This is a genomic window from Actinospica acidithermotolerans (assembly GCF_018139625.1).
Taxonomy (GTDB): Bacteria; Actinomycetota; Actinomycetes; order Streptomycetales; family Catenulisporaceae; genus Actinospica; species Actinospica acidithermotolerans.
In genome coordinates this window covers 36,475-60,391 of sequence record NZ_JAGSOH010000032.1, presented here as the reverse complement: position 1 = coordinate 60,391, position 23,917 = coordinate 36,475, and the positions used below count along the sequence as shown (strand labels likewise).

The window sequence follows — 23,917 nt, the reverse complement described above, 5'->3', positions numbered from 1 at the left end:
GGAGCTTCGCGATCTCGTCCAGCTCCAGGCCGAACGTGCGCTTCTTGAGCCGGTGCGCGAGCAGCCAGGACGCGGCGGCGCCGATCAGCAGCGCGACGGCGAACCACTCGGCGTAGACCGGGAGCACTGACCACAGCGCGGAGGTGACCGAGCTCTCCAGGATGCCGGCCGAGACCTCGCCGATCATCGTCGTGCCGTCCATCGCGTACAGCGGCGCCTTGCCGTTCGCCGAACGGCCAAGGCTGCCCGCGTCGACGTCCACGTGCGGGCGCCCGTCCAGCGTCGCGATCGGCTCGGCGATCCTCTGGCCGATCTCCGCGGGGTTCGGATGCGAGTGCCGCACCCGGTTCATGTCGATGACCACGATGTACGTCGCGCCGGTGTTGCGCTGCATCTCCGAGGCGATCTCCTGCACCAGGTTCCCGCAGGGGTCCGAGCCGGGGGAGAGGCATTCGCGGATCTCGGTGTCGGCCGCCGCGGCCTGGGCGACGGTCAGCGCCCGGTCCTCGTACTGCACGTCCAGCTGCGCCCGCTGCTCCTTCGCGAACAGCCCGAAGCCGACCAGCATCGTCGCCACCAGGATCAGCACCTGGCCGATGAAGATCTGGCTGGAGAGCCGGCGTATGCCTCTTCGCATATTCCGGATTCTGCGAGATGCGCGCCCGCCGGGGCAAGGATTGCCGGGGAAAAAGTCTCAAGACGTTATCCGGTTCCCCTCGTGAACTCAATGCACAAAACCTTGCGGAACGCGAAAAACGCGGGTTACCGCCGAAAGCGAGACCGCCGCGGACCGCGCTGCCTAGCGTGAGCCTCCCCAGATCAACGGAGAGAAGGAGGCGATCCGCGATGGCAACGCAGCCCGTGACCGGCGTACCCGGCGCCCGGATCGAGATTTCCGGGGTGACGAAACGGTTCCTCACCCCGAGCGGCGAGGTGTTCACCGCGATCAAGGACGTCGACTTCGAGGTCGAGCCCGGCCAGTTCTGCGCCGTCGTCGGACCGACCGGCTGCGGCAAGTCCACCACGCTCAGCCTGGTGTCCGGGCTCGACCGGCCCAGCGAGGGCGAGGTGCGCGTCGCGGGCCGGCCGGTCGACGGCATCGCCGAGGGCGTCAGCTACATGTTCCAGGCCGACGCGCTGCTGCCCTGGAAGACCGTGCTCGGCAACGTCGCGCTCGGCCCCAGCTTCCGCGGCGTGCGCAGGAAGGAGGCCGAGACCGCGGCCCGCGACTGGCTGCGCCGGGTCGGCCTGGCCGGCTTCGAGGACCGGCACCCGCACCAGCTCTCCGGCGGCATGCGCAAGCGCGTCGGGATGGCCGCGGCGCTGATCAACGAGCCGCGCATCCTGCTGATGGACGAGCCGTTCGGCGCCCTGGACGTGCAGACCAAGGCGATCATGCAGAACGAGCTGATCGGCCTGTGGGAGCAGCTTCGCCCCTCCGTGCTGTTCATCACGCACGACCTCGAGGAGGCGATCGCCCTCGCGGACCGCGTCGTCGTGATGACCTCGGGTCCGGGCTCGGTCAAGGCCGTGTTCGACATCGACCTGCCCCGGCCGCGCGGCGCCATCCAGGACATCCGCTTCCAGCCGGAGTTCCTCGAGCTGCACCGGCAGATCTGGGAGTCGCTGCGCGAGGAAGTCGAACGCACCTACGCCCGCACCGCAGGAGTTGCAGCATGACCCAGAACGTCGGGGCGTACGCCATCCCCGCCACCGAGCAGAAGTCGTCCGCCAACCCGGGCCGCCGCATCGCCCGCGTCCGCCGCGCCAAGGTGCTCGCCGCGCAGCTCTTGCTCGCCGTGCTGATCATCGGCTCCTGGCAGCTGCTGACGACGTGGAAGGTTCTCGACCCGTTCTTCTACGGCCAGCCCAGTGGGATCGTCAAGCAGCTGAAGGACTACTTCACCCAGGGCGACCAGGCGACGGAGTTCGGCTCCTACTGGTCGCAGATTTTCACGACGCTGCGCGAGGCCGTGTTCGGCTTCGTCTGCGGCACCGTCGGCGGCATCGTGGTCGGCGTCGGCCTGGGCGTGAGCCCGTTCATGGCCAAGGTGATCGGCCCGTACATCAAGATCTTCAACGCCATCCCGCGCATCGTGCTCGGCTCGATCTTCCTGGTCGCCTTCGGTCTCGGCCAGACCCCGAAGATCCTGCTCTCCAGCGTGCTGGTGTTCTTCGTGGTCTTCTTCAACGCCTTCCAGGGGGTGCGCGAGGTCGACCGCAACGTGCTGAACAACGCCCGGGTGCTCGGCGCCTCGAAGCTGCGCATCGTCAAGGACGTGACCCTGCCCTCCGCGCTCACCTGGATCATCGCGAGCCTGCACACGGCCTTCGGCTTCGCCATCATCGGCGCGATCGTCGGCGAGATGCTCGGCGCGCAGTCCGGCCTCGGCCTGGTGATCACGACCGCGCAGAACCAGTTCAACCCGGACGGCGTGTTCGCCTCGATGTTCGTCATCGCCGCGATCACCCTCGTCGTCGAGTTCCTGCTGACCCGCCTCGAGCGGCGCCTGCTGTCCTGGCGTCCGCCGTCCCCGACCGAGGCCGCGGCGATCTGAGCCGGCGGTCTCCAGCTCCACCCGTTCGTCAACGAAGACACGGAAAGGTCCAGTCATGATCAAGAAGACAGCCGTCGGCGCCGTCGCGGCCTCCCTCATGCTCGCCGGCGGGCTCACCGCCTGCTCGAGCTCCGGCAGCGGCAGCAACGCATCCGGCTCCGGTTCAAGCTCGCTGCCCACGGTGACCATGATGGTCGGCGGCATCGACAAGCAGATCTACCTGCCGTATGAGCTCGCCCAGCAGCTCGGCTACTACAAGAAGTACGGCGTCAACATGGTGCTCAGCACCGAGACGCAGGGCGGAATCGGCGCCGAGGACGCGATGGCCTCCGGCCAGGTCGACATGGCCGGTGCGTGGTACATCCACACCATCGACTTCCAGACCAAGGGCAAGCAGGTCGAGGACATCGTCCAGCTCTCCGGCGCTCCGGGCGAGCGGGAGATGTGCGCCACCGGCAGCGGCGTCCACTCGGCCGCGCAGTGGAGCGGCAAGACCCTCGGCGTGACCGACCTCGGCTCCGGCACCGACGAGCTCACCCAGCTGCTGGCCGCGAAGTCCGGCCTGACGACGAAGCAGTACAGCCGGGTCGGCGTCAGCTCCGGCGCGACCGCGATCGCCGCGCTCAAGACCGGCAAGGTGCAGTGCCTGATGACCACGCAGCCGACCGTGCTGCAGATCGAGCAGCAGAACCTCGGCTACTCGGCCGTCGACCTGGCCACCTCCTCCGGTGCCACCGCCGCCCTCGGCGGCACCTGGCCGGCCGCCGGCGTGCTGGCCCGCAACGACTGGGTCGCCGCGCACCAGAAGGAGGCCCAGGACGTGGCCGACGCCCTGGTCGCGACGATGCACTGGATCGCCACGCACACCGCGGCCGACATCGCCAACGAGCTGCCCGCGTCGTACACGTCGAGCAACGGCTTCACCAAGGCCGAGTACATCACCGCGCTGACCCAGGACAAGGCCCAGTTCCTGCCCGACGGCATCATGCCCAAGGGCGGCCCCGAGACCGTGCTCGCCACCGAGAAGACCATCGGCGTCGACACCTCGGCCGTGCAGCTGAGCCAGACCTTCACCAACACCTTCGCCGAGGCCGCGAACAAGCTCGAGGGCTTCACGACCACGACCACCCCGGAGCCCGCCAGCTGACCGTCCCTTAGCTGATCGGCCCCCGTCGACGATCCCCACCGGCAGCTCCGCCCGCCACGCGGAGCCGCCGGTGGGGATCTCCTTTTCGCCCGGCGTTCGCCGACGCGCGGCGCTGACCTGAGAGAACGCCCAGAATCCGGAAGAAAGCCAGGGCCCAGGCTGTGTTCATGATCTTCTCATCCCGCTCCGGCAGCTTAGGGGTCACGGAACGATAACTTCCCTTGACGGAGTTGACCCATGGACGCAGAAGGCGCCGACCGCTCGGTGCGGCACGGCAGGGCACGGGCCGCGACGATCACGGCGATCGTGGCCGCGACGGGAATCGCGGGTTCGCTGGCCGTGGCCGCGACCGTGCCCCGCGCGACGCACACGAGCAGCACGTCGAGCTCGAGTTCGAGCTCGTCGTCGGGCTCGAGCTCGACGAGCACGCTCAGCACCGCCTCCTCCACGCCGACGGCCAGCAGCGGCACGAGCTCGAACTCCGGCTCGTCGAGCGGATCGAGCGGATCGAGCGGCGGCTCGGGCTCCTCGTCCGGCTCCAACTCCTCCTCCGGCAACAGCGACGCGAACTCCGGGAGCTCCTGATGACCGTTCAGACCGACCACCTCGCCCCGGCCGCCGCGGATTGGCGCGCGCTCGGCTGCTCCGTCCGCCTCGTGGTCGCCGATCCGGCCAGGCTCGAGCTGTGCCGCACCCGGCTGGCCGCCTGGCTCGACGCCGTGGACGGCGCGTGCAGCCGCTTCCGGCCCGACTCGGAGCTCTCCGAGGTCTGCCGGAAGACCGGGCCTGCCGAGATCAGCCCGCTGCTCGCCGACGCGCTGGACGCGGCGCTCCGGGCGGCGCGGCTGACCGACGGGCTCGTCGACCCGACCGTCGGCGCCGCGATGGCGGCCGTCGGCTACGACCGCGACTTCGAGCTGATGGAGGCGGACGGCGCGCCGATCCGCGTGACGCTGCGGCCGGTTCCCGGCTGGCAGCTGATCGACCTCGAACGGCCCGGCGACGGCGTCTCCGGACCCTGCGTCCTGCGGCTGCGCGAGGGGATCACGCTCGACCTCGGCGCCACCGCCAAGGCGTGGGCCGCCGACAGCGCCGCCACCGAGCTGGCCAAGGTCGCCGACTGCGGCGTGCTCGTCGCGCTCGGCGGGGACATCGCCGTCGCCGGGCAGCCCCCGCTGCGCGAGGACGGCGAGCGCTGCTGGCGGATCACCGTCCGCGACCGCACCGACGTGCGCGCCGCGGTGGGCGCGGCCCCGATCCCCGAGTCGCCCGCCGACCTGGGCCCGGAGGCCGAGATCAGCATCACCGACGGCGGCCTGGCCACCTCCGGCACCTCGTCCCGGCGCTGGCTGCGCGGCGGCGATCTGCTGCACCACATCCTCGATCCGCGCACCGGGCTGCCGGCGGCGACCCCCTGGCGCACCGTCAGCGTCGCCGCGGGCAACTGCCTCGACGCCAACACCGCGTCCACCGCCGCGATGCTGCTCGGCGCGAAGGCCCCGGCCTGGCTGACCCTGCACGGCCTGCCGGCGCGGCTGGTCCCCGAGGACGGCGGCCCGATCGTCTACACGCCGGGCTGGCCGGCCGAGGCCGAGGTCTCCACGCTTCCGGCGGAGAGTGCCAGATGAACTCGACAGCGCTCTGGTACCTGTCCCAGGGCACCGGCGTCGTCAGCCTGGTCCTCTACACGGCGGTGATGCTGCTCGGCATTGCCGTGGTGGGCCGGGGACGGCTGCCCGGCCTACCGCGCTTCGGCGTCGTGGCCCTCCACCGCTCGATCTCGCTGCTGTCGCTGGTGTTCCTCGCCCTGCACATCGGCACCGCGATCCTGGACGGCTACGTCGACATCTCGGTGCTCTCCGCGTTCGTCCCCTTCGCCTCCGCCTACGAGCCCCTCTTGATCGGGCTCGGCGCCGTGGCGGTCGACCTGACGATCGCGCTCATCGTCACCAGCCTGCTGCGCGACCGGATCGGCCCGAGGCTCTGGCGCGCCGTGCACTGGCTCGCCTACGCCTTCTGGCCGATCGCGATCGCGCACTCCATCGGCCTCGGCTCCGGCCGCGGCGAGCTGATGAACGGCTGGCAGCTCTGGCTGACCATCGCCTGCGTGCTCGCCGTGCTCGGCGCGCTCGCCTGGCGGATCTCGGTCGAGCGCGCCCGGTCCCGCCGCACCCCCGCCCAGGTTCTGCACACGACGAGGAGCCAAGTCCGCGCATGACAGCCACCGACAACCGAACCGAGACCCTCGTGATCGAGCCGCAGCAGGCCCAGGGCAACGGGGTCCTGCCCTCCCGGCCGCTCAACCACGCCGAGCACCGCGCGTACTACGGCGTGCTGCCCGCCCCGGACCGGCTGCCGCTGGGCGAGCTGGCCTCGATGATCGGCCACGCCGGGGTGCGCGGCCGCGGCGGCGCCGGGTTCCCCCTGTACCGGAAGCTGGTGTCGGTCTCCGGCGCGGCGCGGGCCCGCCGGATCGCGCCCGCGATCGTCGCGAACGGCTGCGAGGGCGAACCGGCCAGCCACAAGGACAAGCACCTGCTCTGGCTCGCCCCGCACCTCGTGCTCGACGGCCTGGTGCTGCTCGGCCGCGAACTGCGGGCGACGCGCGCCGTGCTCGCCGTCGAGGCCGGAGCGCCGAACGGCCGCGGAGACCTCGTGCGACGGCTGCGCGAGGCGCTGAACGAGCGCGACGTGCGCCAGGACGGCGTGCGCATCGAGCTCGCCGAGGTACCCGGGCGCTTCATCGCGGGCGAGTCGGCCGCGCTCGTCTCGACACTCGACGGCGGACCGGGCCTGCCGCCCTACAGCGAGCTGTCGGTCCGCGAGAGCGGCGTCGGCGGAGCCCCGACGCTGGTTCAGAACGTCGAGACGGTCGCCCAGGTGGCGCTGATCGCCCGGTACGGCCCCGACTGGTTTCGCGACTACGGCACCGCGGCCGAGCCCGGACCGCAGCTGTTCACGGTCTACTCCGGCCGGCAGCGTCCGCGCGTCGTGCACAGCGCCGCGGGCGCCGCGCTCGCGCCGCTGATCGCCGACGCCGGGCCGATCGACGCGGTCCTCGTCGGCGGGTACCACGGTTCGTGGATCCCCGCGCCGCTGGCCCGGCACGCCCGGCTCACCGAGGCCGACCTCGGCGCTCCGCTGGGCGCCGGCCTGATCGCCGCGCTGCCCGCCGACCGCTGCGGCCTCGCCGAGACCGCGCACATCGTCCGCTACCTGGCCCTCGAATCCGCCGGCCAGTGCGGACCGTGCCTCAACGGCCTGCCGCGCATCGCCGCCGCGCTGGAGCAGCTCGCGGACCCCCACCAGGCCGCTCGCGACCGCGGGCTCCTCGAGCGGATCGAGCGCTGGTGCGGCATGGTCGAGGGCCGCGGCCTGTGCCACCACCCGGACGGCAGCGTACGGCTCGTCCGTAGCGCCCTGATGACCTTCCGCACCGAGATCGCGGCCCATCATGCGGGCCAGTGCACCGGCGGCGACCGCCGTCCGCTGCTGCCCGCACCGGCCCGCGAACTCGTCCACTGAGAGGGAGACCACGATGCGAGACAACGCTCCGCGGGACCTGTCCGTGGACTGGGCCGCCTGCCAGGGCCACGGCCTGTGCGCCGAACTGCTCCCCGACCACATCACACTCGACGACTGGGGCTACCCGATCGTCTCCGGCCCGCTCTCCCCGGCCGCCGCCAAGCGCGCCCGCCGCGCGGTCGCCGACTGCCCGGCGCTCGCGCTCAAACTGAGGGCGGCGGAGCAGCAGGTCACCATCCGCTCGAATCCTGCAGCTGCACGCTCAGCACACCGCGGGTGAGGCCGACCTGCACACACTCCGAGTGCCGGTCCAGCATCACACCGACGGTCCGGCAGCTCGAACCGCTCGGCCAGCCGCGCGCGACGGCGAGCGCTTCGAGTTGCGAGATGACCGCCGCCTGGTCCTGTCCGTCGGTGCCGGCGACGTCGATCTCCCGGACGCACAGCTCGGTGGCGCCGCCGCTGCAGCCGTCGTTCATATCGGCGGTGACGGTCAGGCCGGACGGCAGCGGAAGCATCTCCGACGCGTCCGGTGTCGCGGGGGGCAGCCCGTTGAACCCGTAGGGACCCGCGACGCCGAGCGCGCCCAGCGTGACGACGACGCAGTACGCCCAGCACAGCACGACTCCGGCGACCCCCCGCCGGCCGTCGCCGCGTCTCCGGCGTCTGGCCGGCCGGGCGGCGTTGGAGCGCACGCCGATCGCCAGCGTCGCCGCCGACGCGAGAGCCAGCAGGACGAGCAGCGTCACCCGCGCTCCGGGGAAGACCCAATGCGCGGCCACGGCCGCCTCCGCCAGGAGCAGGCCCAGCAGAACGCCGGCGACCTTCCAGCCCAGCGCCCGGTCGCGCACCGTCGAGACCCAGAGCGGTATCGCGAGAGCGAGAATCAGCACCACCATGCGGTTACTGTGCCGTAAACAACAGGTCGCCGACGAGAGTCGTAACGTTACGGATTCGCCTCTGTTATGGAAGCACAGCCGGGCGTTCGACCGATTCGACCTGCGGCACGCTCGTCGGGTCGTCGAAGACGGTCTCGCAGCCGTAGCGCAGCGCGCCCAGCAGCGTCGCGTCCTCGCCGAGCAGGTCGGTGCTGATCTCCGGCTCGTCGGTGGGGGTGACGGCGCGCCGTCCGGCGAGGTGGCGCAGGACGTTGGGAACGAGGTGGCCGGACCAGGCCGCGAGATGGCCGCCGAGCACGACCTTCTCCGGGTCGGCGACGCGGGAGACGGCGGTCAGCGCGGTGGCGAGCGCGCGGGCCCCGGTCTCCAGGGCGCGGATCGTCGCGGGGTCGCCGCCGCGAAGCCGCCGGTCGAACTCGGCGTGGCCGTCCTGGAGGTCCGGATCGTAGTCGTCCGGATCCATCCCGGCGGCGACGAGCAGCGCCGGGACGCCGAGGTAGGTGACCAGGCAGCCGTGGTCGCCGCACTTGCACGCCGGGCCGTCGAAGGAGACCGGGATGTGGCCGAACTCGCCGGCCATCCCGTGGCCGCCGGTCTGCACGGCGCCGTCCACGACGAGACCGCCGCCGATCCCGGTCCGCAGCACCCGGAGGTAGGCGAAGACCTTCGGGACCTCGCCGGTGCGGTCGACCAGCGCGCCGTACTCGGCGAACGCGGCCATGTTGGCCTCGTTGACGACGCTGATCGGGCAGGTGACGGTCGGGTCCTGGGCCCGCAGCAGGCCGCGCAGGTCGACGCGGCGCCAGCCGAGCAGGATCGAGTCCGCCACCACCTCGTCCTCGACGACCGCCCCGGGCACGGCGACGACGACGCGCGCCAGGTGCCCGCGCTCGCGCGCCTGCGAGCGGCGGATCGCGTTCCACGCGTCGTCCACGATCTCCGTGATCGCGCGCACGACCGGCCGCGGATCGCCGTACTCCGCGTGGTGCGGGCGCTCGTCCCGCCACAGGATCGCGCCGCCGAGGTCGGTCGCCGCGCAGAGCAGCTGGGACTTCTTGACCTGGATCGCGATCGTGAGCACCCGGCCTGGGGCGAGCTCCAGCAGCCGCCGCGGCCTGCCGCGCGCCCCCGAGGAGGCCAGGCCGACCTCGTGCACCAGGCCGCTGCCGATCAGTTCGGCGGTGAGCGCGGTGATCGAGCCGTGGACGAGGCCGGTCGCGTCGGCGACCTCAGTGCGGGCGCACGGGCCGTGGGCGGCGATGTGCCGCAGCACCAGCGAGAGGTTGCGGCGGCGGACGTCGGCGGGGCCGGTCGGACTGGTCACAGGCCCGATTGTGGCCGATCCCGGCGTCCCCGAGGGCGCGCCGGGGGCGATCACAATATTTCTCACCCTGAAGAATATAGACCTGCCCGACCGCCGCTGCTCGCCGGGCGGGCCCGGCCCGTTGGCGGCCCGCCCAGCGCGTGTTACCTAAACGTAATTTTCCGACCGTTGAAATAAATAGCTGCCGCGCTAATACTCTGTGGGACCGGCGGCTGACCGCGCCGGGATCACAACGACGTGAAGGACGCCATGACGACGCAAACCCGTGCCTCCGGCACCGACGGCGGCGCGCTTCGCGCGGGCACGATCGCTGCCGCCCTGTTCGCCGTCTGCCTCGCGCAGATCGGCCTGGCCATGCCCGCCACGCTGAACGGAACATTCCAGTCGGTCTTCAACCCGTCCGGCTCCGAGCTGACGTGGATCTCCGACTGCTCGCTGCTGCCCATCACCGTGATGGAACTGACCTTCGGCGTGCTCGGCGACCTGTTCGGCCGCAAGAGACTGCTGATGGGCGGCGCGTTCCTGCTCGCTGTCGGCGAGCTGGTCTCCGGTATAGCCCCCGCCTCCAACGTGCACGTGCTCTGGGTCGGCCAGATCATCGCGGGCCTCGGCTGCGCGGCGCTGTTCCCGACCACCCTCGCGATGCTGGTCGGCGGCGAGCGCTCGCACGCCAAGCGCGCCAAGATGATCGCCGTGTGGGCCGCCATCCTGTCCACCGGCAACTTCCTCGCCCCGCTGCTGAGCGGCATCACCGCCACGTACTTCAGCTGGCGCGACGCGTTCTTCGTCGTGCTGATCCTGGCGCTGGGCGACATGGTCGTCACCGGCTTCGCCGCGCAGGACTCGCGCTCGCCGCAGGGCCGCTCGCTCGACCCGGCCGGCCAGACCACCATCGGCCTCGGCCTGTTCGCGCTGCTGTTCGGCGTGATCCAGGGCACCGGGGACGGCTGGGGCAACACGATGGTCGTCGCCGCGTTCATCGTCTCCGCGGTCATGCTCGTCGCGTTCGTGATCATCGAGCTGCGGGTGCCGAACCCGCTGCTGCGCGTCGACCTGTTCAAGAACCGCAACTTCGCGCTGGCCGCCGGGGTCACCGTCGTGGGCATGTTCGCCTTCCTCGGCACCGCCTACGCGATCAGCATCCGGATGGGCCCGATCCAGGGCCAGTCCTCGATCCGCACCGCGGTGGCGTTCCTGCTGCTGTCCGGCATCGCGCTCCCGCTGCTGCCGGTCACCCACAAGCTGATGGCCACCCTCGCCCCGCGCTGGGTGCTCGGCCTCGGCTTCCTGCTGATGGCCGCCGGCGACATCTGGGCCGGCCAGCTGCCGATCGACGACGCCACGCTCACCTCGATCATCGTCCCGATGGGCCTGGTCGGCATCGGTTTCGCCTTCGCCGTCTCCGCCGTGACCGCGACCGTCGTCGAGACCGTCCCGCACAGCCTGGCCGGCATGGCCTCGGCCACGACGAGCATGCTGCGCGACTTCGGCTTCACGCTCGGCCCGGCCGTGATCGGCGCCATCGCGACCGCGAAGGCGACCAACCTGCTCACCTCCGGCCTGGCGGGCGCGAACCTCAGCGCGGCCGACTCCGGCAAGGCGCACGGCATCCTGTCCGGCGGCGGCCCCATCGCGGTGCTGCACGCGGACAGCAACACCACCGTCGCGGGCATCGCGCACTCCTCGCTCGGCACCGCCTACGGCCTCGGGTTCACCGTGGCCGGCATCGCCGCGCTGGTCTGCGCGGTCGTCGCCGTGACGCTGCTGCGGGGATCCGCGGAGGAGGTCGCGGAGGAGTTCGACGCGGCCACCGCCCCCGCCGCCGCGTAACCCCGTTCCACCCCTGATGCCGAGTCTCCCAGGCCCGTTGCCCCGGGCCTGGGAGGTGTCCTCCTTCTCAATGCTGCGATCAAGGAGAACCGTGAGTACTTTACCTGCGTTTGACCACCCGAGGAGCGCGCGCCGATGGCCCACGCTCGCGGCCCTCACCGCGACGGTGATGCTGGCCGCCGGCCTGTGGGCGAGCGGCTCCGCCGCCGCGAGCGGCTCGTCCGCGGCCGCCTCCGCCGTCGCCCCCACGACCAGCTGCTCCGCGCTGGCGAGCCTCGATCTGCTGACCCTCGAGGGAGCGCAGACCTCGATTACCTCCGCGTCGGCCGTCGCCGCCTCGGCGAACCCTGCGGGCTCGTGGGCCGCGTGCGAGGTGCAGGGCATCATCGCCCCGGAGACGCACTTCACCCTCTACCTGCCCACCACGACCTACGCGGGCGAGTACCTGCAGGAGGGCTGCGGCGGCGGCTGCGGCAGCATCAACACCGGCTACCCGACGGCTGCCGCCGGCTGCACCCAGGCCACCGACGGTGACTTCGCCGTGGCCGCGGACGACGAGGGCCACGAGGGCGGCGGCTTCAGCGTCATGGCCTTCCAGGACCCCGAGCTCAAGGCCGTGTTCGGCTACGAGTCCGAGCACCAGCTCGCGCTGGTCTCGAAGGCGATCATCAAGGGCTTCTACGGCAGCGCCCCCGCGCAGTCCTACTTCGACGGCTGCTCGGACGGCGGCCGTGAGGCGCTAACCGAGGCGCAGCGCTACCCGACCGACTTCAACGGGATCATCGCCGGCTCGCCCGCCTCGATCCAGAGCGAGCTCAACGCCTTCGAGGAGGCCTGGAACGCGCAGGCCAACACGGGCGCGAACGGCACCCCGATCCTGACCTCCGCCGACCTCGCCCCGCTGCACACCGCGGTCCTGCAGGCCTGCGGCGGCGCGAGCGCCGTCTCGCTCGGCTACCTCGCCGACCCGCTGGCGTGCACCTGGAACCCGGCGAGCATCGCGTGCAAGCCGGGCCAGACCTCGACCTCGAGCGACTTCTGCCTGACGGCGGCCCAGGTCGAGACCGTCGACAAGCTCTACGCCGGACCGACCGACGCACAGGGCGAGCGGCTCTACCCGGGCTACGAGGTGCGCGGCTCCGAGCTGAACTGGGCCGGCTGGATCGTGCCGAGCGGCAATGCGGAGTCCGGCGCGATCGACGCGAACATCGCGACCACCGCGTGGCAGGACTGGATCACCCCGACCGGCACGTTCGACGGCGCCGCGAACTACATGGACGTGCAGTTCACCAAGGCGAACTTCGAGAAGGTCACCAAGGAGAACGACGGGGAGCTGGACGCGACCGACCCGAACCTGTCGGCGTTCGAGAAGGCCGGCGGCAAGCTGATCCTGTGGGCCGGCTACGCCGACCCGGCGATCAACCCGGTCGGCACGATCTCCTACTACCAGGCCGTGACCAAGGCCATGGGCGGTCTGGCCGCGACCGAGCGGTTCGCGAAGCTCTACCTGCTCCCCGGCGTCGCGCACTGCGGCGGCGGCCAGGGCCCGAACAAATTCGACGCGCTGACCGCGATCACCGCGTGGGTGACCGAGGGCACCGCGCCGACCAGCCTGCTCGCCACCTCGACCGACAGCAGCGGCACGGTGACCGCCAGCCTGCCGATCTACTCCTACCCGGACATCGCGGTGGACACGACCGGCGGCCCGGCCACCTCGGCCGCCAGCTACACCCCGCAGGTCTCCCGGGCCGAGCAGAACCTGAACATCTCCTGGCTGGGCTCGTTCGGCTCCGGCTACGAGCAGGTCAGCGGCTGGGTCGACGGCCAGTGGGTCACCCGGCCGGCGAACCTGGGCTCCGGGCAGAACTGAGGCGGTGATCGGTCCCCATGCAGCGCACGTCCCTGGCGGCGACTCGTATCGCCCATCCTGCTCTCAGGATTGTTGACACTTTCTTCGCCAGGGACCTAGCGTTCGATCATGGGGAATCCGACGAGTGGTCAGGAAGCCACGGACCACGTGGCGAAGATACTGCGCGAGGCGATCAGAGCGGGCGAGATGGCTCCCGGCCACCGGCTCGTCGAATTCGACCTCGCCGATCGGTACGGGGTCACCCGGGCCGCGGTGCGCGGCGCGCTGCTCGACCTGACCGGCGAAGGCCTGGTCGAGCGGATCGCCAATCGCGGCGCGCGGGTCCGGGTGATCCCGCTGGAGGAGGCCGTGCAGATCGTCGAGTGCCGGGCCGCGCTCGAGGGCCTGTGCGCGGCGAGGGCCGCGGAGCACGTCCAGGACGCGGACCGCGAGCTGCTGCGCGCGATCGGCGCGGGCATGCGCGAGGCGGTGGGCTCGGGCGACGTCATGTCGTACTCGAAGCTCAACCAGCAGCTGCACGCGCACATCCTGCGGCTGTCCGGCCAGAAGGTCGCGGCCGGCCTGCTGGAGCGGCTCAACGCGCAGATCGTCCGGCACCAGTTCCGGCTGAGCCTGCGGCCCGGACGGCCGCAGACCTCGCTGCCCGAGCACCTCGCGCTGATCGAGGCGGTGTGCTCGGGCGACGCCCCGGCCGCCGAGCGGGCCGCGCGGGAACACCTGGCGAGCGTCGCCGAGGCGCTGCGCCGAAGCACCGAAGAGAAATGAGATAGCGAAGATGACTGAGGCTGCTACGACGGCTGACCAGGGTGCGCTGCTGGTGGTGAGCGCGCACGCGGGCGACTTCGTGTGGCGATCAGGCGGCGCGATCGCGCTGGCCGCCTCGCGCGGGCAGCGGGCGAAGGTGGTGTGCCTGTCCTACGGCGAGCGCGGGGAGTCCGCGAAGGCGTGGCTGGCGGGCAAGAAGCTGGAGGAGATCAAGGAGATCCGCCGCGCCGAGGCGGAGGCGGCCGCGGCGGCGCTGGGTGCGGAGATCGAGTTCTTCGACATCGGCGACTACCCCCTGCCGGAGAGCCACGAGACCGTCGACCGCCTCGTGCTGGTCTACCGCGAGCTGCAGCCCGCGGTGGTGCTCACGCACACGCTGGTGGACCCCTACAACGGGGATCATCCGGCGGCGGCGCGGATGGCGCTGCAGGCGCGGATCCTGGCGCAGGCGATCGGGTACGAGGCTCCGGGCGAGCCGTTGGGCGCGCCGCCGGTGTTCTCGTTCGAGCCGCATCAGTCGGAGCAGTGCGACTTCAAGCCGAACCTGCTGTTGGACATCACGGCGGTGTGGGAGGCGAAGCAGGCGGCGATGAAGTGCCTGCCGGCGCAGCAGCACATGTGGGACTACTACACGGACCTGGCCAAGCGGCGCGGGGTGCAGCTCAAGCGCAACGCGGGCCCGAACCTGGGCCTGGCCGTCGACACTCGCGCGGAGGCCTTCTTCCGCCACTTCCCGCAGACCACCGGGGAGCTGTCGTGACCGCGAAGACGAAGGTGGTGGTGACCGGCGTGCCGCGCCCGCCGCTCGCGCAGCTCGACGAGCTGGCCGGGTTCGGGGTGGCGACGGCGCACGAGGCACTGGGCCGGATCGGGTATCTCGGTCCTGAGCTGCGCCCGATCCAGCAGGGTGTGCGGGTGGCGGGCAGCGTGGTCACGGCGCTGGTGTGGCCGGGCGACAACCTGATGATCCACGCGGCGGTCGAGCAGTGCGCGCCCGGGGACATCCTCGTGGTGGCGCCTAGCTCGCCGTGCACGGACGGGTACTTCGGGGAGCTGCTGGCTACCTCGCTGGCCTCGCGGTCGGTACGCGGCCTGGTGATCGACGCGGGCGTGCGCGATACCGCTGAGCTGCGGGAGATGGGTTTCCCGGTGTGGTCGCGGCACGTGAGCGCGCAGGGCACGGTCAAGGCCACGGCGGGCGCGGTGAACGTGCCGGTGGTCGTGGGCGGGCAGGTGGTCCGTCCGGGCTCGGTGATCCTGGCCGACGACGACGGGGTGATGAGCATCGAGGCGGCGGATCTGCCGCGCGCGATCGAGGCCTCGAAGGCGCGCGAGGCGAAGGAGCAGGCCACCCGCGAGGCGCTGGCCGGCGGGCAGCTGGGCCTGGACCGGTACAACCTGCGCCCGCTGCTCAAGGAACTCGGCGTCGAGTACGTGCCCTACGAGGAACACCATGAATGAGGACTCTCACGCCGACGAGGGCATCCCGTGCATCCTGATGCGCGGCGGCACGTCGAAGGGCCCGTACTTCCTGGCCTCCGACCTGCCGTCCGACCCCGGCGAGCGCGACGACGTGATCATGCGCGTGATGGGCACGCCTGATCCGCGGCAGATCAACGGCATCGGCGGCGCGCACCCGCTGACCAGCAAGGTGGCCGTCGTCTCCCCGTCCGCGCGCGCCGATGCGGACGTCGACTACCTCTTCCTGCAGGTGGGTGTCGCCGAGGCGTTCGTCACCGACAGGCAGAACTGCGGAAACCTGCTCGCCGGGGTCGGCCCGTTCGCCGTGGAGCGAGGGCTGGTCCGGGCGGCGGGGGAGCGCACCAGCGTGCGCATCCACCTGGTCAACACCGGCGAGTCCGCCACCGCCACCTTCACCACGGCCGGCGGACGCGTCGAGTACGCCGATCCCATCCTGCTCGCGTTCGCCTCCCCGGAGGGCAAGCCGCTGCTGCCGACCGGCAACGTCGTCGACGTGCTCGACGGCCTCGAAGCGACCTGCGTCGACAACGGCATGCCGAGCGTCGTCCTGCGCGCATCCGACCTCGGCGTCACCGGCTACGAATCCCCCGCCGAGCTCGAGGCAGACGAGGCGCTGACCAAGCGCATCGCCGTCATCCGCGAGAAGGCCTTGGCGCTGATGGGGCTCGGTGACGCCCCGTCGCTGCCGAAGATCTCGCTGCTCGCACCGCCGCGCGAGGGCGGCACTGTCAGTACGCGCACTTTCATCCCGGTGCGGGTGCACGAGGCCATCGGCGTGCTCGGGGCCGTGAGCGTGGCCACCGCGCTGCTGCTCCCGGGCGCGGTAGGCGCGGAGCTGGCGGATCTTCCGCAGGACGGTCCGCTGCGCATCGAGCATCCGACCGGCTCCGTGGACGTCTCGGTCGAGCTCGACCCCGACGCCCCGCCCGAGCGGCCGCGCACCCGCAACGCCGGGCTCGTGCGCACCGCACGCAAACTCTTCGAGGGCACCGTCTTTCCCCGCCCCGCCGCGTAATCGAACGAAGAACAGGAACCAGGCCCATGACTCCGTCCGCTTTCCACGAGGTCGCGCACCTCGGCCACGTCGAACTGCTCACCCCGGAACCCGAGGCCAGCCTTCGGTTCTTCACCGAGGTGATGGGCCTGCGGGAGTGCGCCCGCGAGGGCGACTCGGTCTACCTGCGCACCTACGACGACTACGAGCACCACAGCCTGATCCTGACCGGGCACTCGACCTCCGGCATACGCACCACCGCCCTGCGCACCTGGAGCGCCGAGGCGCTCAAGCGGCGGGTGGCGGCGATCGAGGAAGCCGGGCTGGGCATCGGGTGGCGGGACGGCAATTTCGGCATCGGCCAGTCCTACGCGTTCCGCGACCCGGACGGGCACGAGTTCGAGCTCTACTGGGACTCCGAGCACTACACCGCGCCCGAGGCCTCTCGGCCCGCGCTGAAGAACCAGGCCGAGGCCAAGCCCGCCCACGGCGTCGGGGTGCGCCGGCTGGACCACGTCAACTTCCTCGCCTCCAGCGTGGAGCCGAACGGCGATTTCCTGCGCGACGCGCTCGGTGCCCGCACCAGCGAGCAGATCCGGCTCGACGACGGGCGGATCGCCGCGCAGTGGCACCACTTCGGCAACAAGTCCTACGACCTGGTCTACACCGAGGACTGGACCGGCAGCCAGGGCCGGCTGCACCACATCGCCTTCGCCACCGACACCCGCGAGGAGATCCTGCGGGCGGCGGACCTATTCCTCGACGCCGGGGTGTTCATCGAGACCGGCCCGCACAAGCACGCCATCCAGCAGACGTTCTTCCTGTACGTCTACGAGCCCGGCGGCAACCGGATCGAGCTGTGCAACCCCGTCTCCCGGCTGCTGCTCGCGCCCGACTGGCAGACCGTGACCTGGACCGAGATCGAGCGCGCCAAGGGCCAGGCCTGGGGCCTGAAGACCATCGAGTCCTTCCACACCCACGGCACACCGCCGATCGAGCCGTAGCCCGCGCTCAGTGCAGCGAGCCGGTCTCCGGGTCGCGGGCCGTGAGGCAGTACAGGCCGCCGGTCGGATCGCGCATCACGGTCCAGTACGGGTGGTCGGCGACGAACGCGGCGCCGAGCCGCTCGTGGGCGGCGCGCGCGGCGGCGCGGTCCGCGCACGCGAAGTCCAGGTGCGCGGCGGACGGCAGGCCCGGCGCGTCGAGCCGCTGGAGCAGTATGCGGACCGGGAGCTCGTGCGACGGCGGCTTCACGGCGCGGAACTCGGGACGGCGGCCGGAGACCACCGGCCAGTCGGTCAGCTGCGCCCAGAAGGCGACGGCCGCCTCGTACTCGTCCGGCGCGATGTCGAGGCAGACCTGGTCGAGCCGCGTGCCCGCGTAGGGCTCCGGGCGCCGCGACTCACCGGCCCAGCGCACGGCGCAGAAGTGGTGCCCGGCCGGGGATTCCAGCACGACGAGGCCGCCCCGGTCGAGCAGGACGCGCGCGCCGAGGTCGGTCGCGCGCTTGGCGAGGCCCCGGACGTCGGCGACCGCGAGGTCGAGATGCGCGCCGGCGGGCGCCGCGGCGACACCCTGGATCTTGACGCAGGCGTCGCGGCCGGACGCCGCGGGTGGGAGCAGCGTGGCGAACGCGCCCTCCGCGCCGCGCCGGGCGGACAGCGTGGTGCCGGTGACCGCCGTCCAGAACGCCGCCGCCTGCTCGAAGAGCTCCTTCGGCCGGTCGACGAAGGCGTAGACCCAACGGATCATCGGCGATCCTCCGTTCCCTGATATGTCGAGCGTACCGCCGACACACCGGCCTAGCTCACGGTGAGAGTCCCGTGCATGTAGGTGTGGATCGTGCAGATGTAAGGGTACGAACCCGCCTTGCCCGGCGCGGTGAAGGTCATGGTGGCCCCCGCGGCGATGTCGCCGGTGTCGAAGGCGTGCGGCGACGCGGTCGAGGTCAGGGTGTGCGTGACCGAGTCCTCGTTCATGACCGTCACCTTCGTGCCCGGCGCCACGGTCAGCGTCGCGGGGCTGAAGGCGAAATTCTTGATGACGATCGTGTCGGCCGCCGCGGCCGACGTCGTGCCGGTCGACGTGGTGCTATTCGTCGACGATGAGCAGCCGGCGAGCAGCAGGGCCGAGGCGGCCAGGGGCGCGGCTAGGGTTGCGGTCAGGCGGCGCATCGGGACCTCCGGGGGCGTGGGCCGTGTCGACTCCGACCTTGGGCACCGCCGCGATCGACCCGCGCGCGGCACGCTCACCCGCGGCGAACTTTCACCTGATCGGCCGAGTCACTGAGCCGGGCCGCCACCCCGCGCGTGTCATGGATTATGAAATACCTTCCTTTACGTGTCATAGCCGCCGCGGGCCTCGCCGTGGATGCCTACGTGCACGCCGACCTGGCCGGACAGTTCGACGGCAACGGTACGCACGTGACCCAGGGGACGCTCTTCCGCGTGCAGGCGGGACTGGCCGCGCTCGCCGCGCTGCTCGTCCTGGTCCGCGGCAAGCGCCTGGCCGCCGCGTTCGCCCTGCTCATCGCCGCAAGCGCGCTCGGCGCCGTGCTGCTCTACCGGTACGTCGATGTCGGCGCGCTCGGGCCGCTGCCGAACATGTACGAGCCGATCTGGTACACGGAGAAGACCGTGAGCGCGATCGCGGAGGCCGTCGCCGCCGCGGCCGGCGCCGCCCTGCTGGTCATCCAGCTGGTGCCGCGCCGCCGGACCGGAGCCGGTACCGCAGGAAGAGGTACGAAGCCTGCTGCCGTGCGCTGAGCAGGCCGCCGATCTCGCGGCGGTCGGGCAGCAGCTCCACGCCGGCGACCAGGCCGTAGCGCGCCTCGTGGTCCCGGCCGGCGAGCACCGGGGAGACGGTCAGGAACAGCTCGTCGAGCACGCCCTCGTCGGCGAACTGCCCGGCCAGCCGGGGTCCCGCCTCCGAGAGGATCGTGGTGAGCCCCCGCGCGTGCAGGGCGTCGATCAGCGCGCCGGCCCGGACGGTCAGGCCGTCGCCGAGCGAGAGCACCGTGCACGTCGGCGGGACGAGTCCGTTCAGCCGCGCGGCTCCGGCGGCGGTCGTCGCGATGACCCCGCCCGCGCGCAGCGCCGGATGCTCGACCGGCAGCGCGCCGCTCGCGGTGACCACGACGAGCGTGGGCTCCGCGGCCAGCTCGCGGGAGCGGCGCAGCTCGGCGAAGTCGTCGGCCGCGGCGGGGAAGACGCTCTCGGGCAGCCAGCGCTGCCCGTTCGTAGCCGAGCGCAGCGCGCCCGCGCCGACGACCACGGCATGCGCGCAGGCGCGCAGCAGTCCCATGACGAAGCGGTCCGCGGCGGCCTGGCCGCTGATCGCGGACCCGGAGGAGGGGAACTGCGGCCCGAGCGCGACGACGCCGTCGATGGAGGACACGAAGTTCGCGTACAGGCATGGATCGGGAACGTCGAGGTCACCGCCGTAGAGCGCCTCCAGCTTGGCGGGCAGCGGCCGGTGCGGGAGATCCGGATGCTCGAAGAGCGCGACCAGGGCGCCGCCGTCGGGACCGGGAGCCTCCGGCGCCGGTTCGCGGGCCGTCGTCGCGGGCGCCGGGTGCTGTGCGTTCACCGGTCGTACACGTCCTTTCGATCTGTTGTCCGTTACCCGCCGCGCTCACGGTTCATGCCGCACGCGGGACCCGCCACGGTTGCCAGACCGCCCGGTGCGGGCTTGGCTGGAGGGAAACGGGCCGGGAAGCGCGCGCAGGGGAAGTGAGCAGGATGGCACCGTCGTCGATCGTGATCATCGGGGCGAGCCTCGCGGGGGCGAAGGCCGCCGAGGGGCTGCGCGAAGCGGGCTTCGAGGGCCGCCTCACGCTCATCGGGGACGAGCACGAGCTGCCCTACGAACGCCCCCCGCTCTCGAAGGGCTACCTCCAGGGCAAGGAGGAGCGCGGGAAGATCTTCGTGCACCCGCCCGGCTGGTATGCGGACCAGAACATCGACCTCCTGCTCGGTGTCGCGGTCACCGGGATCGACCGGGACCGGCGCACGGTCGCGCGCGCGGACGGGCACACCGTCGCCTACGACGCGCTCCTGCTGACCACCGGCGCCGGCCCGCGCCACCTTCCCGTGCCCGGCGCGGACGTGGACGGCGTCCTGTCGCTGCGGAAGGTCTCGGACAGCGAGCGGATCAAGAGCCTGTTCGGCTCGGCGTCGCGCCTGGCGTTCGTCGGCGGCGGCTGGATCGGCCTCGAGGTGGCCGCCGCGGCCCGCGAAGCCGGGGTCGCGGCGACGATCGTGGAGATGGAGTCGCTGCCGCTGCTCCGCGTGCTCGGTCCCGAGGTGGCCGGCGTGTTCGCCGACCTGCACCGCGACCACGGCGTCGACCTGCGCACCGGCGCCCGCGTCGCCGGAATCCTCACCGACGGCCGGCGGGCCACCGGAGTGCAGCTCGCGGACGGCGCCCGCGTGGACGCCGACGCGGTGATCGTCGCGATCGGGGCCGCGCCCAACACGGAGCTGGCCCTCGAGGCGGGCCTCGACGTCGCCAACGGCGTTCTCGTCGACGCCTCGCTGCGCACGTCGGACCCGAACATCTACGCGGCCGGGGATGTGGCCAACGCCTTCAACCCGCTGGTCGGCAAGCACATCCGCGTCGAGCACTGGGACAACGCCCGCAGGCAGCCGAAGGCCGCCGCCCGCGCGATGCTCGGCGAGCAGGTCGCCGACGACCGCGTTCCCTACTTCTTCACCGACCAGTTCGATCTCGGCATGGAGTACGCCGGATACGTCGAGCCCGGCGGTTACGACAGCGTCGTGGTGCGCGGCGAGCTGGCGAGCCGGAAGTTCATCTCGTTCTGGCTCGCCGACGGCCGCGTGCGCGCCGGTATGAACGTCAACATCTGGGGCGTGAACGACCAGATCCAGCGGCTCGTGCGCTCCGGACAGCGCATCGACCCGGCCAGGCTCGCAGATCCGAACACGCCGCTGGAGGAGCTCGGAGCCTAGCCCGGATCCGCTGGGGGTCGGCCCACCAGAAGGTCAGCCCATCAGAAGGTCAGCCCATCAGCACGTCGAGGAACGGATTGCCGTACACGCCATGCGGATCGAGCGCGTCGTACGCGGCGAGCGCGGCGTTCCAGCCGTCGTCTGACGCGTGACCGCCCTGCACCGCCGCCGGGATCGTGTCGTGCAGGAACGTCGTGCTGGTCCACGCGCCGTTCGCGCCGTACGCCCAGCCCTTCGACCACTCCGGATGCGCGGTTGCCACAGCATTGTCGAACTCCTGCAGCAGGAACTGCTCGAAGTCCCGGTAGAACGCTATCGACGACGGTGTGCCGGGCAGCGTGAGGACGTCCAGCCAGACAGCCGTGTCGTAGCCGCGATCCGGACGTGGGCGGACCGCGGAGAGGATGCCCTCGCGCGCTCCCGCGACCAGGCAGTCGGCCGCGTCGTCGAGCCCTGTCACCCGGACCTCCCAGGGGCCGTTCATCGGGAAGTTGCCCTCGGACTGGTACTCCTCGAGGGTGCGGGTCAGGAAGGCGTACGTCTTGGACACGACCTCCTGGATGTTCTCCCGCTTCGTCAGCACCGCGTACCCGTTCGCCGTCACGCGCAGGGTCGTCGGACGGACGTAGAGCTGCGTGTTCTTCGCCCAGCCCCACAGGTCCGCGCTGTCCGTCGCGGCCAGGCCGGTCGGGACGGACGCCGAGACGACCTGCGCGTAGAGCGGCGTGACCCACGTGTCGCCCTGGATGACCAGCTTCAGCAGGTCCGACGCCGCCTGCGGGATCTCGTCGGAGAACGGGTAGTTGAACGGGGTGACGGTCTCCCGCGACGCCGGCGGCTTCTCCGGGGCGACGCTCCACAGCTTGAGCCAGGGCGATTGCGTGTAGGGGAACCAGATCGTCTCGATCCGGCCGCAGCCTTCGAGGAGCGCCGCGAAGCTCTCCTCGCCCGCCTCGGCCGGCGGCGCGAACAGCCTCTGCGCGGCGAGATCAGTGCGGCTCACGCAGCGGAGGCGCTGGTTCGGCGCGACCCGCAGCGTGGCCTGCACGATCAGCGCGCGGCCGAGATGCACGAGCAGCGCCCGCATCTCGGAGTCCGAACGCAGATAGGTGCGAGCCACGTACGCCTGCTGCGACTCATCCCAGACGACCGCCGTGAGCGAGACGATCAGGTTGCTGACGGTGCCGAAGGTCTGCCCGGGCGTCTTCGCCGCGCCGTCCACCGCCACGGCCGTACCGTGGCCGTCGATCGCCAGCACGCCGCCGAGCGACAGATCGCCGGGAGCGGGGCACGACGCGAAGCCGTAGCCGTGCTCCTCGAGCTCGGTGAGCAGCGCGGTCATCGTCACGCCGGTCTGCGCGGTCACGAGCGGACCGTGCTCGTCCGCGGAGATCGACACCGAGGTCAGATGCCCGGTCAGGTCGATCAGGATGCAGTCCCCGCCGCCGTCGGTGATCGTCAGCGGCGCCCAGCCGTGCCGCATTCCCGCCGGCCGCACCCGCAGGCCTCTGGCATGCGCCCAGTTGACCACCGAGACGACCTGCTCGACCGTCCGGGGCGAGCAGGTCGGCACGTCGTCCGCCTTGATCTCTCCCGACCAGTTGCGGTACGCCTGGGTATAGCAGTCCACATCCGGCGGCACGGCGGCATCGGCGGCGGCCGGTGTCCGGAAGGCGCTCTCCCAGCCGAGCGCGGCCAGACCCGATACGGCGGCGGCGCGCAGCACCGTGCGGCGCGGCATCTGGCCCATGATGTGAGGGTTCTGCGATGAGGGCAGCATGCATTCCAGGGTCGCGGCCCGGCTCCCGGCTCATCCCTGTTTCGGAGTTTCCTCACACGATCGGATGAATTTTCACCCGATCGGCGGCGCGTCCATTCGGGTTCGCAGCGGTTGGCACCCGTCCGGCGGCGGCCGAATGATGGTGGTGGCGCCCGGGATCCCCCGAGCGCAGCTCGATCCCAGGCGCGAAGGCGGACGGATGAACGACGAGACGACCACCGGCTACTGGACGGTCGCGCTCGGCGCGGCCACCGCCTCGGGCACCTGGGACGGCTTCCGCGTCAGCCCGCTGCGCCGCACCGCGGAGCTGCACGTCGACGGTGCGCTCACCGTCGGCGAGGAGCAGCGGGCCACCCCGGGCGACTACGCGCTCGTACTCTCCCGGCCCGGCCCGGCCGGCGACCGCGTGCTGGTCGCCGGCAAGGGCGGAACGGTCGAGTTCGGGCACGACGTCGTCGCCATGCTGGAGGGCGAAGGCGGCGGCGGTGCGCTGTGGCTCACCGACCTGTCGACCGGCGCGAAGAGCGAGCTCTGCCAGCTTCCGCAGGTTCCACGAACTCACTGAGGCGATTCACCGTGGTGCTCTCACTACCCGTTCTCGGCGTACTCGGCGGTCTGCTGTACTTCTTCCTGCGCAGCGACGGCCTCCGGGTCAGTCACCTGTTCATCGCACTGCTCCTCGGCGCCCAGGTCTCGAAGACCGGGATCTCCGGCGAGGTCAACGCCCTGTTCTCGGCGGCGAACCACCTGCTCAGCACGGTGTTCACCTAGAC

26 protein-coding genes are annotated in these 23,917 nt (G+C 71.6%); 18 read left to right on the top strand and 8 right to left on the bottom strand.

What is annotated here, in order from left to right; all coding sequences use genetic code 11:
- The coding region (locus KDK95_RS13600; protein WP_504798213.1) for a sensor histidine kinase at positions 1-637 on the bottom strand (637 nt) is incomplete at its 3' end.
- A gap of 209 nt (positions 638-846) precedes the next feature.
- On the opposite strand from KDK95_RS13600, the gene KDK95_RS13595 reads away from it, so the two are divergent.
- Genes KDK95_RS13595 through KDK95_RS13585 form a run of 3 tightly spaced genes read left to right on the top strand, consistent with a single transcriptional unit; the run spans position 847 to position 3,705 of the window.
- Positions 847-1,680, top strand: a complete 834-nt coding sequence (locus tag KDK95_RS13595; RefSeq protein ID WP_212518495.1) for an ABC transporter ATP-binding protein — start codon at positions 847-849, stop codon at positions 1,678-1,680.
- A complete protein-coding gene (locus KDK95_RS13590) occupies positions 1,677-2,558 on the top strand; it encodes an ABC transporter permease (RefSeq protein WP_212518494.1) in 882 nt (293 codons plus the stop codon). Before KDK95_RS13595 ends, KDK95_RS13590 begins: the two co-directional genes overlap by 4 nt.
- Positions 2,559-2,613: 55 nt before the next feature.
- Complete coding sequence (locus tag KDK95_RS13585) at positions 2,614-3,705, top strand: ABC transporter substrate-binding protein (protein ID WP_212518493.1); 1,092 nt, start codon at positions 2,614-2,616, stop codon at positions 3,703-3,705.
- A gap of 194 nt (positions 3,706-3,899) precedes the next feature.
- On the opposite strand, the gene KDK95_RS13580 is transcribed toward KDK95_RS13585, so the two are convergent.
- Entirely contained in the window at positions 3,900-4,310 is a 411-nt protein-coding gene (locus KDK95_RS13580) for a hypothetical protein (RefSeq protein ID WP_212518492.1), read from the bottom strand.
- Here KDK95_RS13580 and KDK95_RS13575 point away from each other — a divergent pair.
- The 4 genes from KDK95_RS13575 to KDK95_RS13560 are packed head-to-tail and all read left to right on the top strand — an operon-like array spanning position 4,290 to position 7,510.
- A complete protein-coding gene (locus KDK95_RS13575; RefSeq protein ID WP_212518491.1) occupies positions 4,290-5,333 on the top strand; it encodes an FAD:protein FMN transferase in 1,044 nt (347 codons plus the stop codon). The genes KDK95_RS13580 and KDK95_RS13575 overlap by 21 nt on opposite strands.
- On the top strand, positions 5,330-5,923 hold the full coding sequence (locus KDK95_RS13570) for a ferric reductase-like transmembrane domain-containing protein (RefSeq protein WP_212518490.1): 594 nt from the start codon (positions 5,330-5,332) through the stop codon (positions 5,921-5,923). The genes KDK95_RS13575 and KDK95_RS13570 overlap by 4 nt, the downstream gene beginning before the upstream one ends.
- On the top strand, positions 5,920-7,230 hold the full coding sequence (locus KDK95_RS13565) for an NADH-ubiquinone oxidoreductase-F iron-sulfur binding region domain-containing protein (RefSeq protein ID WP_212518489.1): 1,311 nt from the start codon (positions 5,920-5,922) through the stop codon (positions 7,228-7,230). Before KDK95_RS13570 ends, KDK95_RS13565 begins: the two co-directional genes overlap by 4 nt.
- 13 nt (positions 7,231-7,243) lie before the next feature.
- Entirely contained in the window at positions 7,244-7,510 is a 267-nt protein-coding gene (locus tag KDK95_RS13560; RefSeq protein ID WP_212518488.1) for a ferredoxin, read from the top strand.
- Here KDK95_RS13560 and KDK95_RS13555 read toward each other — a convergent pair.
- Positions 7,461-8,129, bottom strand: coding sequence for a hypothetical protein (locus tag KDK95_RS13555; protein ID WP_212518487.1), 669 nt, complete (start codon positions 8,127-8,129; stop codon positions 7,461-7,463). The genes KDK95_RS13560 and KDK95_RS13555 overlap by 50 nt on opposite strands.
- A 64-nt stretch (positions 8,130-8,193) precedes the next feature.
- The gene (locus tag KDK95_RS13550) at positions 8,194-9,453 is read right to left on the bottom strand and encodes an ROK family protein (protein ID WP_212518486.1); all 1,260 of its coding nucleotides are present in this window, start codon (positions 9,451-9,453) and stop codon (positions 8,194-8,196) included.
- A gap of 249 nt (positions 9,454-9,702) precedes the next feature.
- Between KDK95_RS13550 and KDK95_RS13545 the strand changes: the two genes are divergently transcribed.
- The 7 genes from KDK95_RS13545 (at position 9,703) to KDK95_RS13515 (ending at position 17,398) form a co-directional block, all read left to right on the top strand.
- Positions 9,703-11,283 carry an MFS transporter gene (locus KDK95_RS13545; RefSeq protein ID WP_212518485.1) on the top strand — a complete coding sequence of 527 codons (1,581 nt, stop codon included), beginning with the start codon at positions 9,703-9,705 and terminating at the stop codon, positions 11,281-11,283.
- A gap of 91 nt (positions 11,284-11,374) precedes the next feature.
- A complete protein-coding gene (locus KDK95_RS13540) occupies positions 11,375-13,153 on the top strand; it encodes a tannase/feruloyl esterase family alpha/beta hydrolase (protein WP_212518484.1) in 1,779 nt (592 codons plus the stop codon).
- Between the two features lie 108 nt (positions 13,154-13,261).
- Positions 13,262-13,918, top strand: a complete 657-nt coding sequence (locus tag KDK95_RS13535; protein ID WP_212518483.1) for a GntR family transcriptional regulator — start codon at positions 13,262-13,264, stop codon at positions 13,916-13,918.
- Between the two features lie 10 nt (positions 13,919-13,928).
- Positions 13,929-14,678: a PIG-L deacetylase family protein gene (locus KDK95_RS13530; RefSeq protein WP_212518482.1), complete on the top strand. Its 750-nt coding sequence runs from the start codon at positions 13,929-13,931 to the stop codon at positions 14,676-14,678.
- Entirely contained in the window at positions 14,675-15,379 is a 705-nt protein-coding gene (locus tag KDK95_RS13525) for a 4-carboxy-4-hydroxy-2-oxoadipate aldolase/oxaloacetate decarboxylase (RefSeq protein ID WP_212518481.1), read from the top strand. Before KDK95_RS13530 ends, KDK95_RS13525 begins: the two co-directional genes overlap by 4 nt.
- The gene (locus KDK95_RS13520; protein WP_212518480.1) at positions 15,372-16,415 is read left to right on the top strand and encodes a PrpF domain-containing protein; all 1,044 of its coding nucleotides are present in this window, start codon (positions 15,372-15,374) and stop codon (positions 16,413-16,415) included. Before KDK95_RS13525 ends, KDK95_RS13520 begins: the two co-directional genes overlap by 8 nt.
- Before the next feature lie 26 nt (positions 16,416-16,441).
- Positions 16,442-17,398 (top strand): catechol 2,3-dioxygenase, encoded by a 957-nt coding sequence (locus KDK95_RS13515; protein WP_212518479.1) that lies wholly within the window; start codon positions 16,442-16,444, stop codon positions 17,396-17,398.
- 7 nt (positions 17,399-17,405) lie between these two features.
- On the opposite strand, the gene KDK95_RS13510 is transcribed toward KDK95_RS13515, so the two are convergent.
- Entirely contained in the window at positions 17,406-18,146 is a 741-nt protein-coding gene (locus KDK95_RS13510; RefSeq protein WP_212518478.1) for a VOC family protein, read from the bottom strand.
- Positions 18,147-18,196: 50 nt separating this feature from the next.
- A complete protein-coding gene (locus KDK95_RS13505; protein ID WP_212518477.1) occupies positions 18,197-18,568 on the bottom strand; it encodes a cupredoxin domain-containing protein in 372 nt (123 codons plus the stop codon).
- A gap of 192 nt (positions 18,569-18,760) precedes the next feature.
- On the opposite strand from KDK95_RS13505, the gene KDK95_RS13500 reads away from it, so the two are divergent.
- Positions 18,761-19,159, top strand: a complete 399-nt coding sequence (locus KDK95_RS13500) for a hypothetical protein (protein ID WP_212518476.1) — start codon at positions 18,761-18,763, stop codon at positions 19,157-19,159.
- On the opposite strand, the gene KDK95_RS13495 is transcribed toward KDK95_RS13500, so the two are convergent.
- Entirely contained in the window at positions 19,083-19,982 is a 900-nt protein-coding gene (locus KDK95_RS13495; RefSeq protein WP_212518475.1) for a dihydrofolate reductase family protein, read from the bottom strand. The two genes, KDK95_RS13500 and KDK95_RS13495, sit on opposite strands and share 77 nt — an antisense overlap.
- A gap of 152 nt (positions 19,983-20,134) precedes the next feature.
- Between KDK95_RS13495 and KDK95_RS13490 the strand changes: the two genes are divergently transcribed.
- The gene (locus KDK95_RS13490; protein WP_212518474.1) at positions 20,135-21,364 is read left to right on the top strand and encodes an NAD(P)/FAD-dependent oxidoreductase; all 1,230 of its coding nucleotides are present in this window, start codon (positions 20,135-20,137) and stop codon (positions 21,362-21,364) included.
- Positions 21,365-21,413: 49 nt separating this feature from the next.
- Here the strand turns inward: KDK95_RS13490 and KDK95_RS13485 are convergent, their stop codons facing one another.
- Positions 21,414-23,144: a cholesterol oxidase substrate-binding domain-containing protein gene (locus KDK95_RS13485; protein ID WP_212518473.1), complete on the bottom strand. Its 1,731-nt coding sequence runs from the start codon at positions 23,142-23,144 to the stop codon at positions 21,414-21,416.
- A 199-nt stretch (positions 23,145-23,343) separates the two neighbouring features.
- Between KDK95_RS13485 and KDK95_RS13480 the strand changes: the two genes are divergently transcribed.
- Positions 23,344-23,709 (top strand): hypothetical protein, encoded by a 366-nt coding sequence (locus tag KDK95_RS13480; RefSeq protein WP_212518472.1) that lies wholly within the window; start codon positions 23,344-23,346, stop codon positions 23,707-23,709.
- Positions 23,710-23,720: 11 nt separating this feature from the next.
- Entirely contained in the window at positions 23,721-23,915 is a 195-nt protein-coding gene (locus KDK95_RS13475; RefSeq protein ID WP_212518471.1) for a hypothetical protein, read from the top strand.
- Positions 23,916-23,917 lie beyond the last annotated feature (2 nt).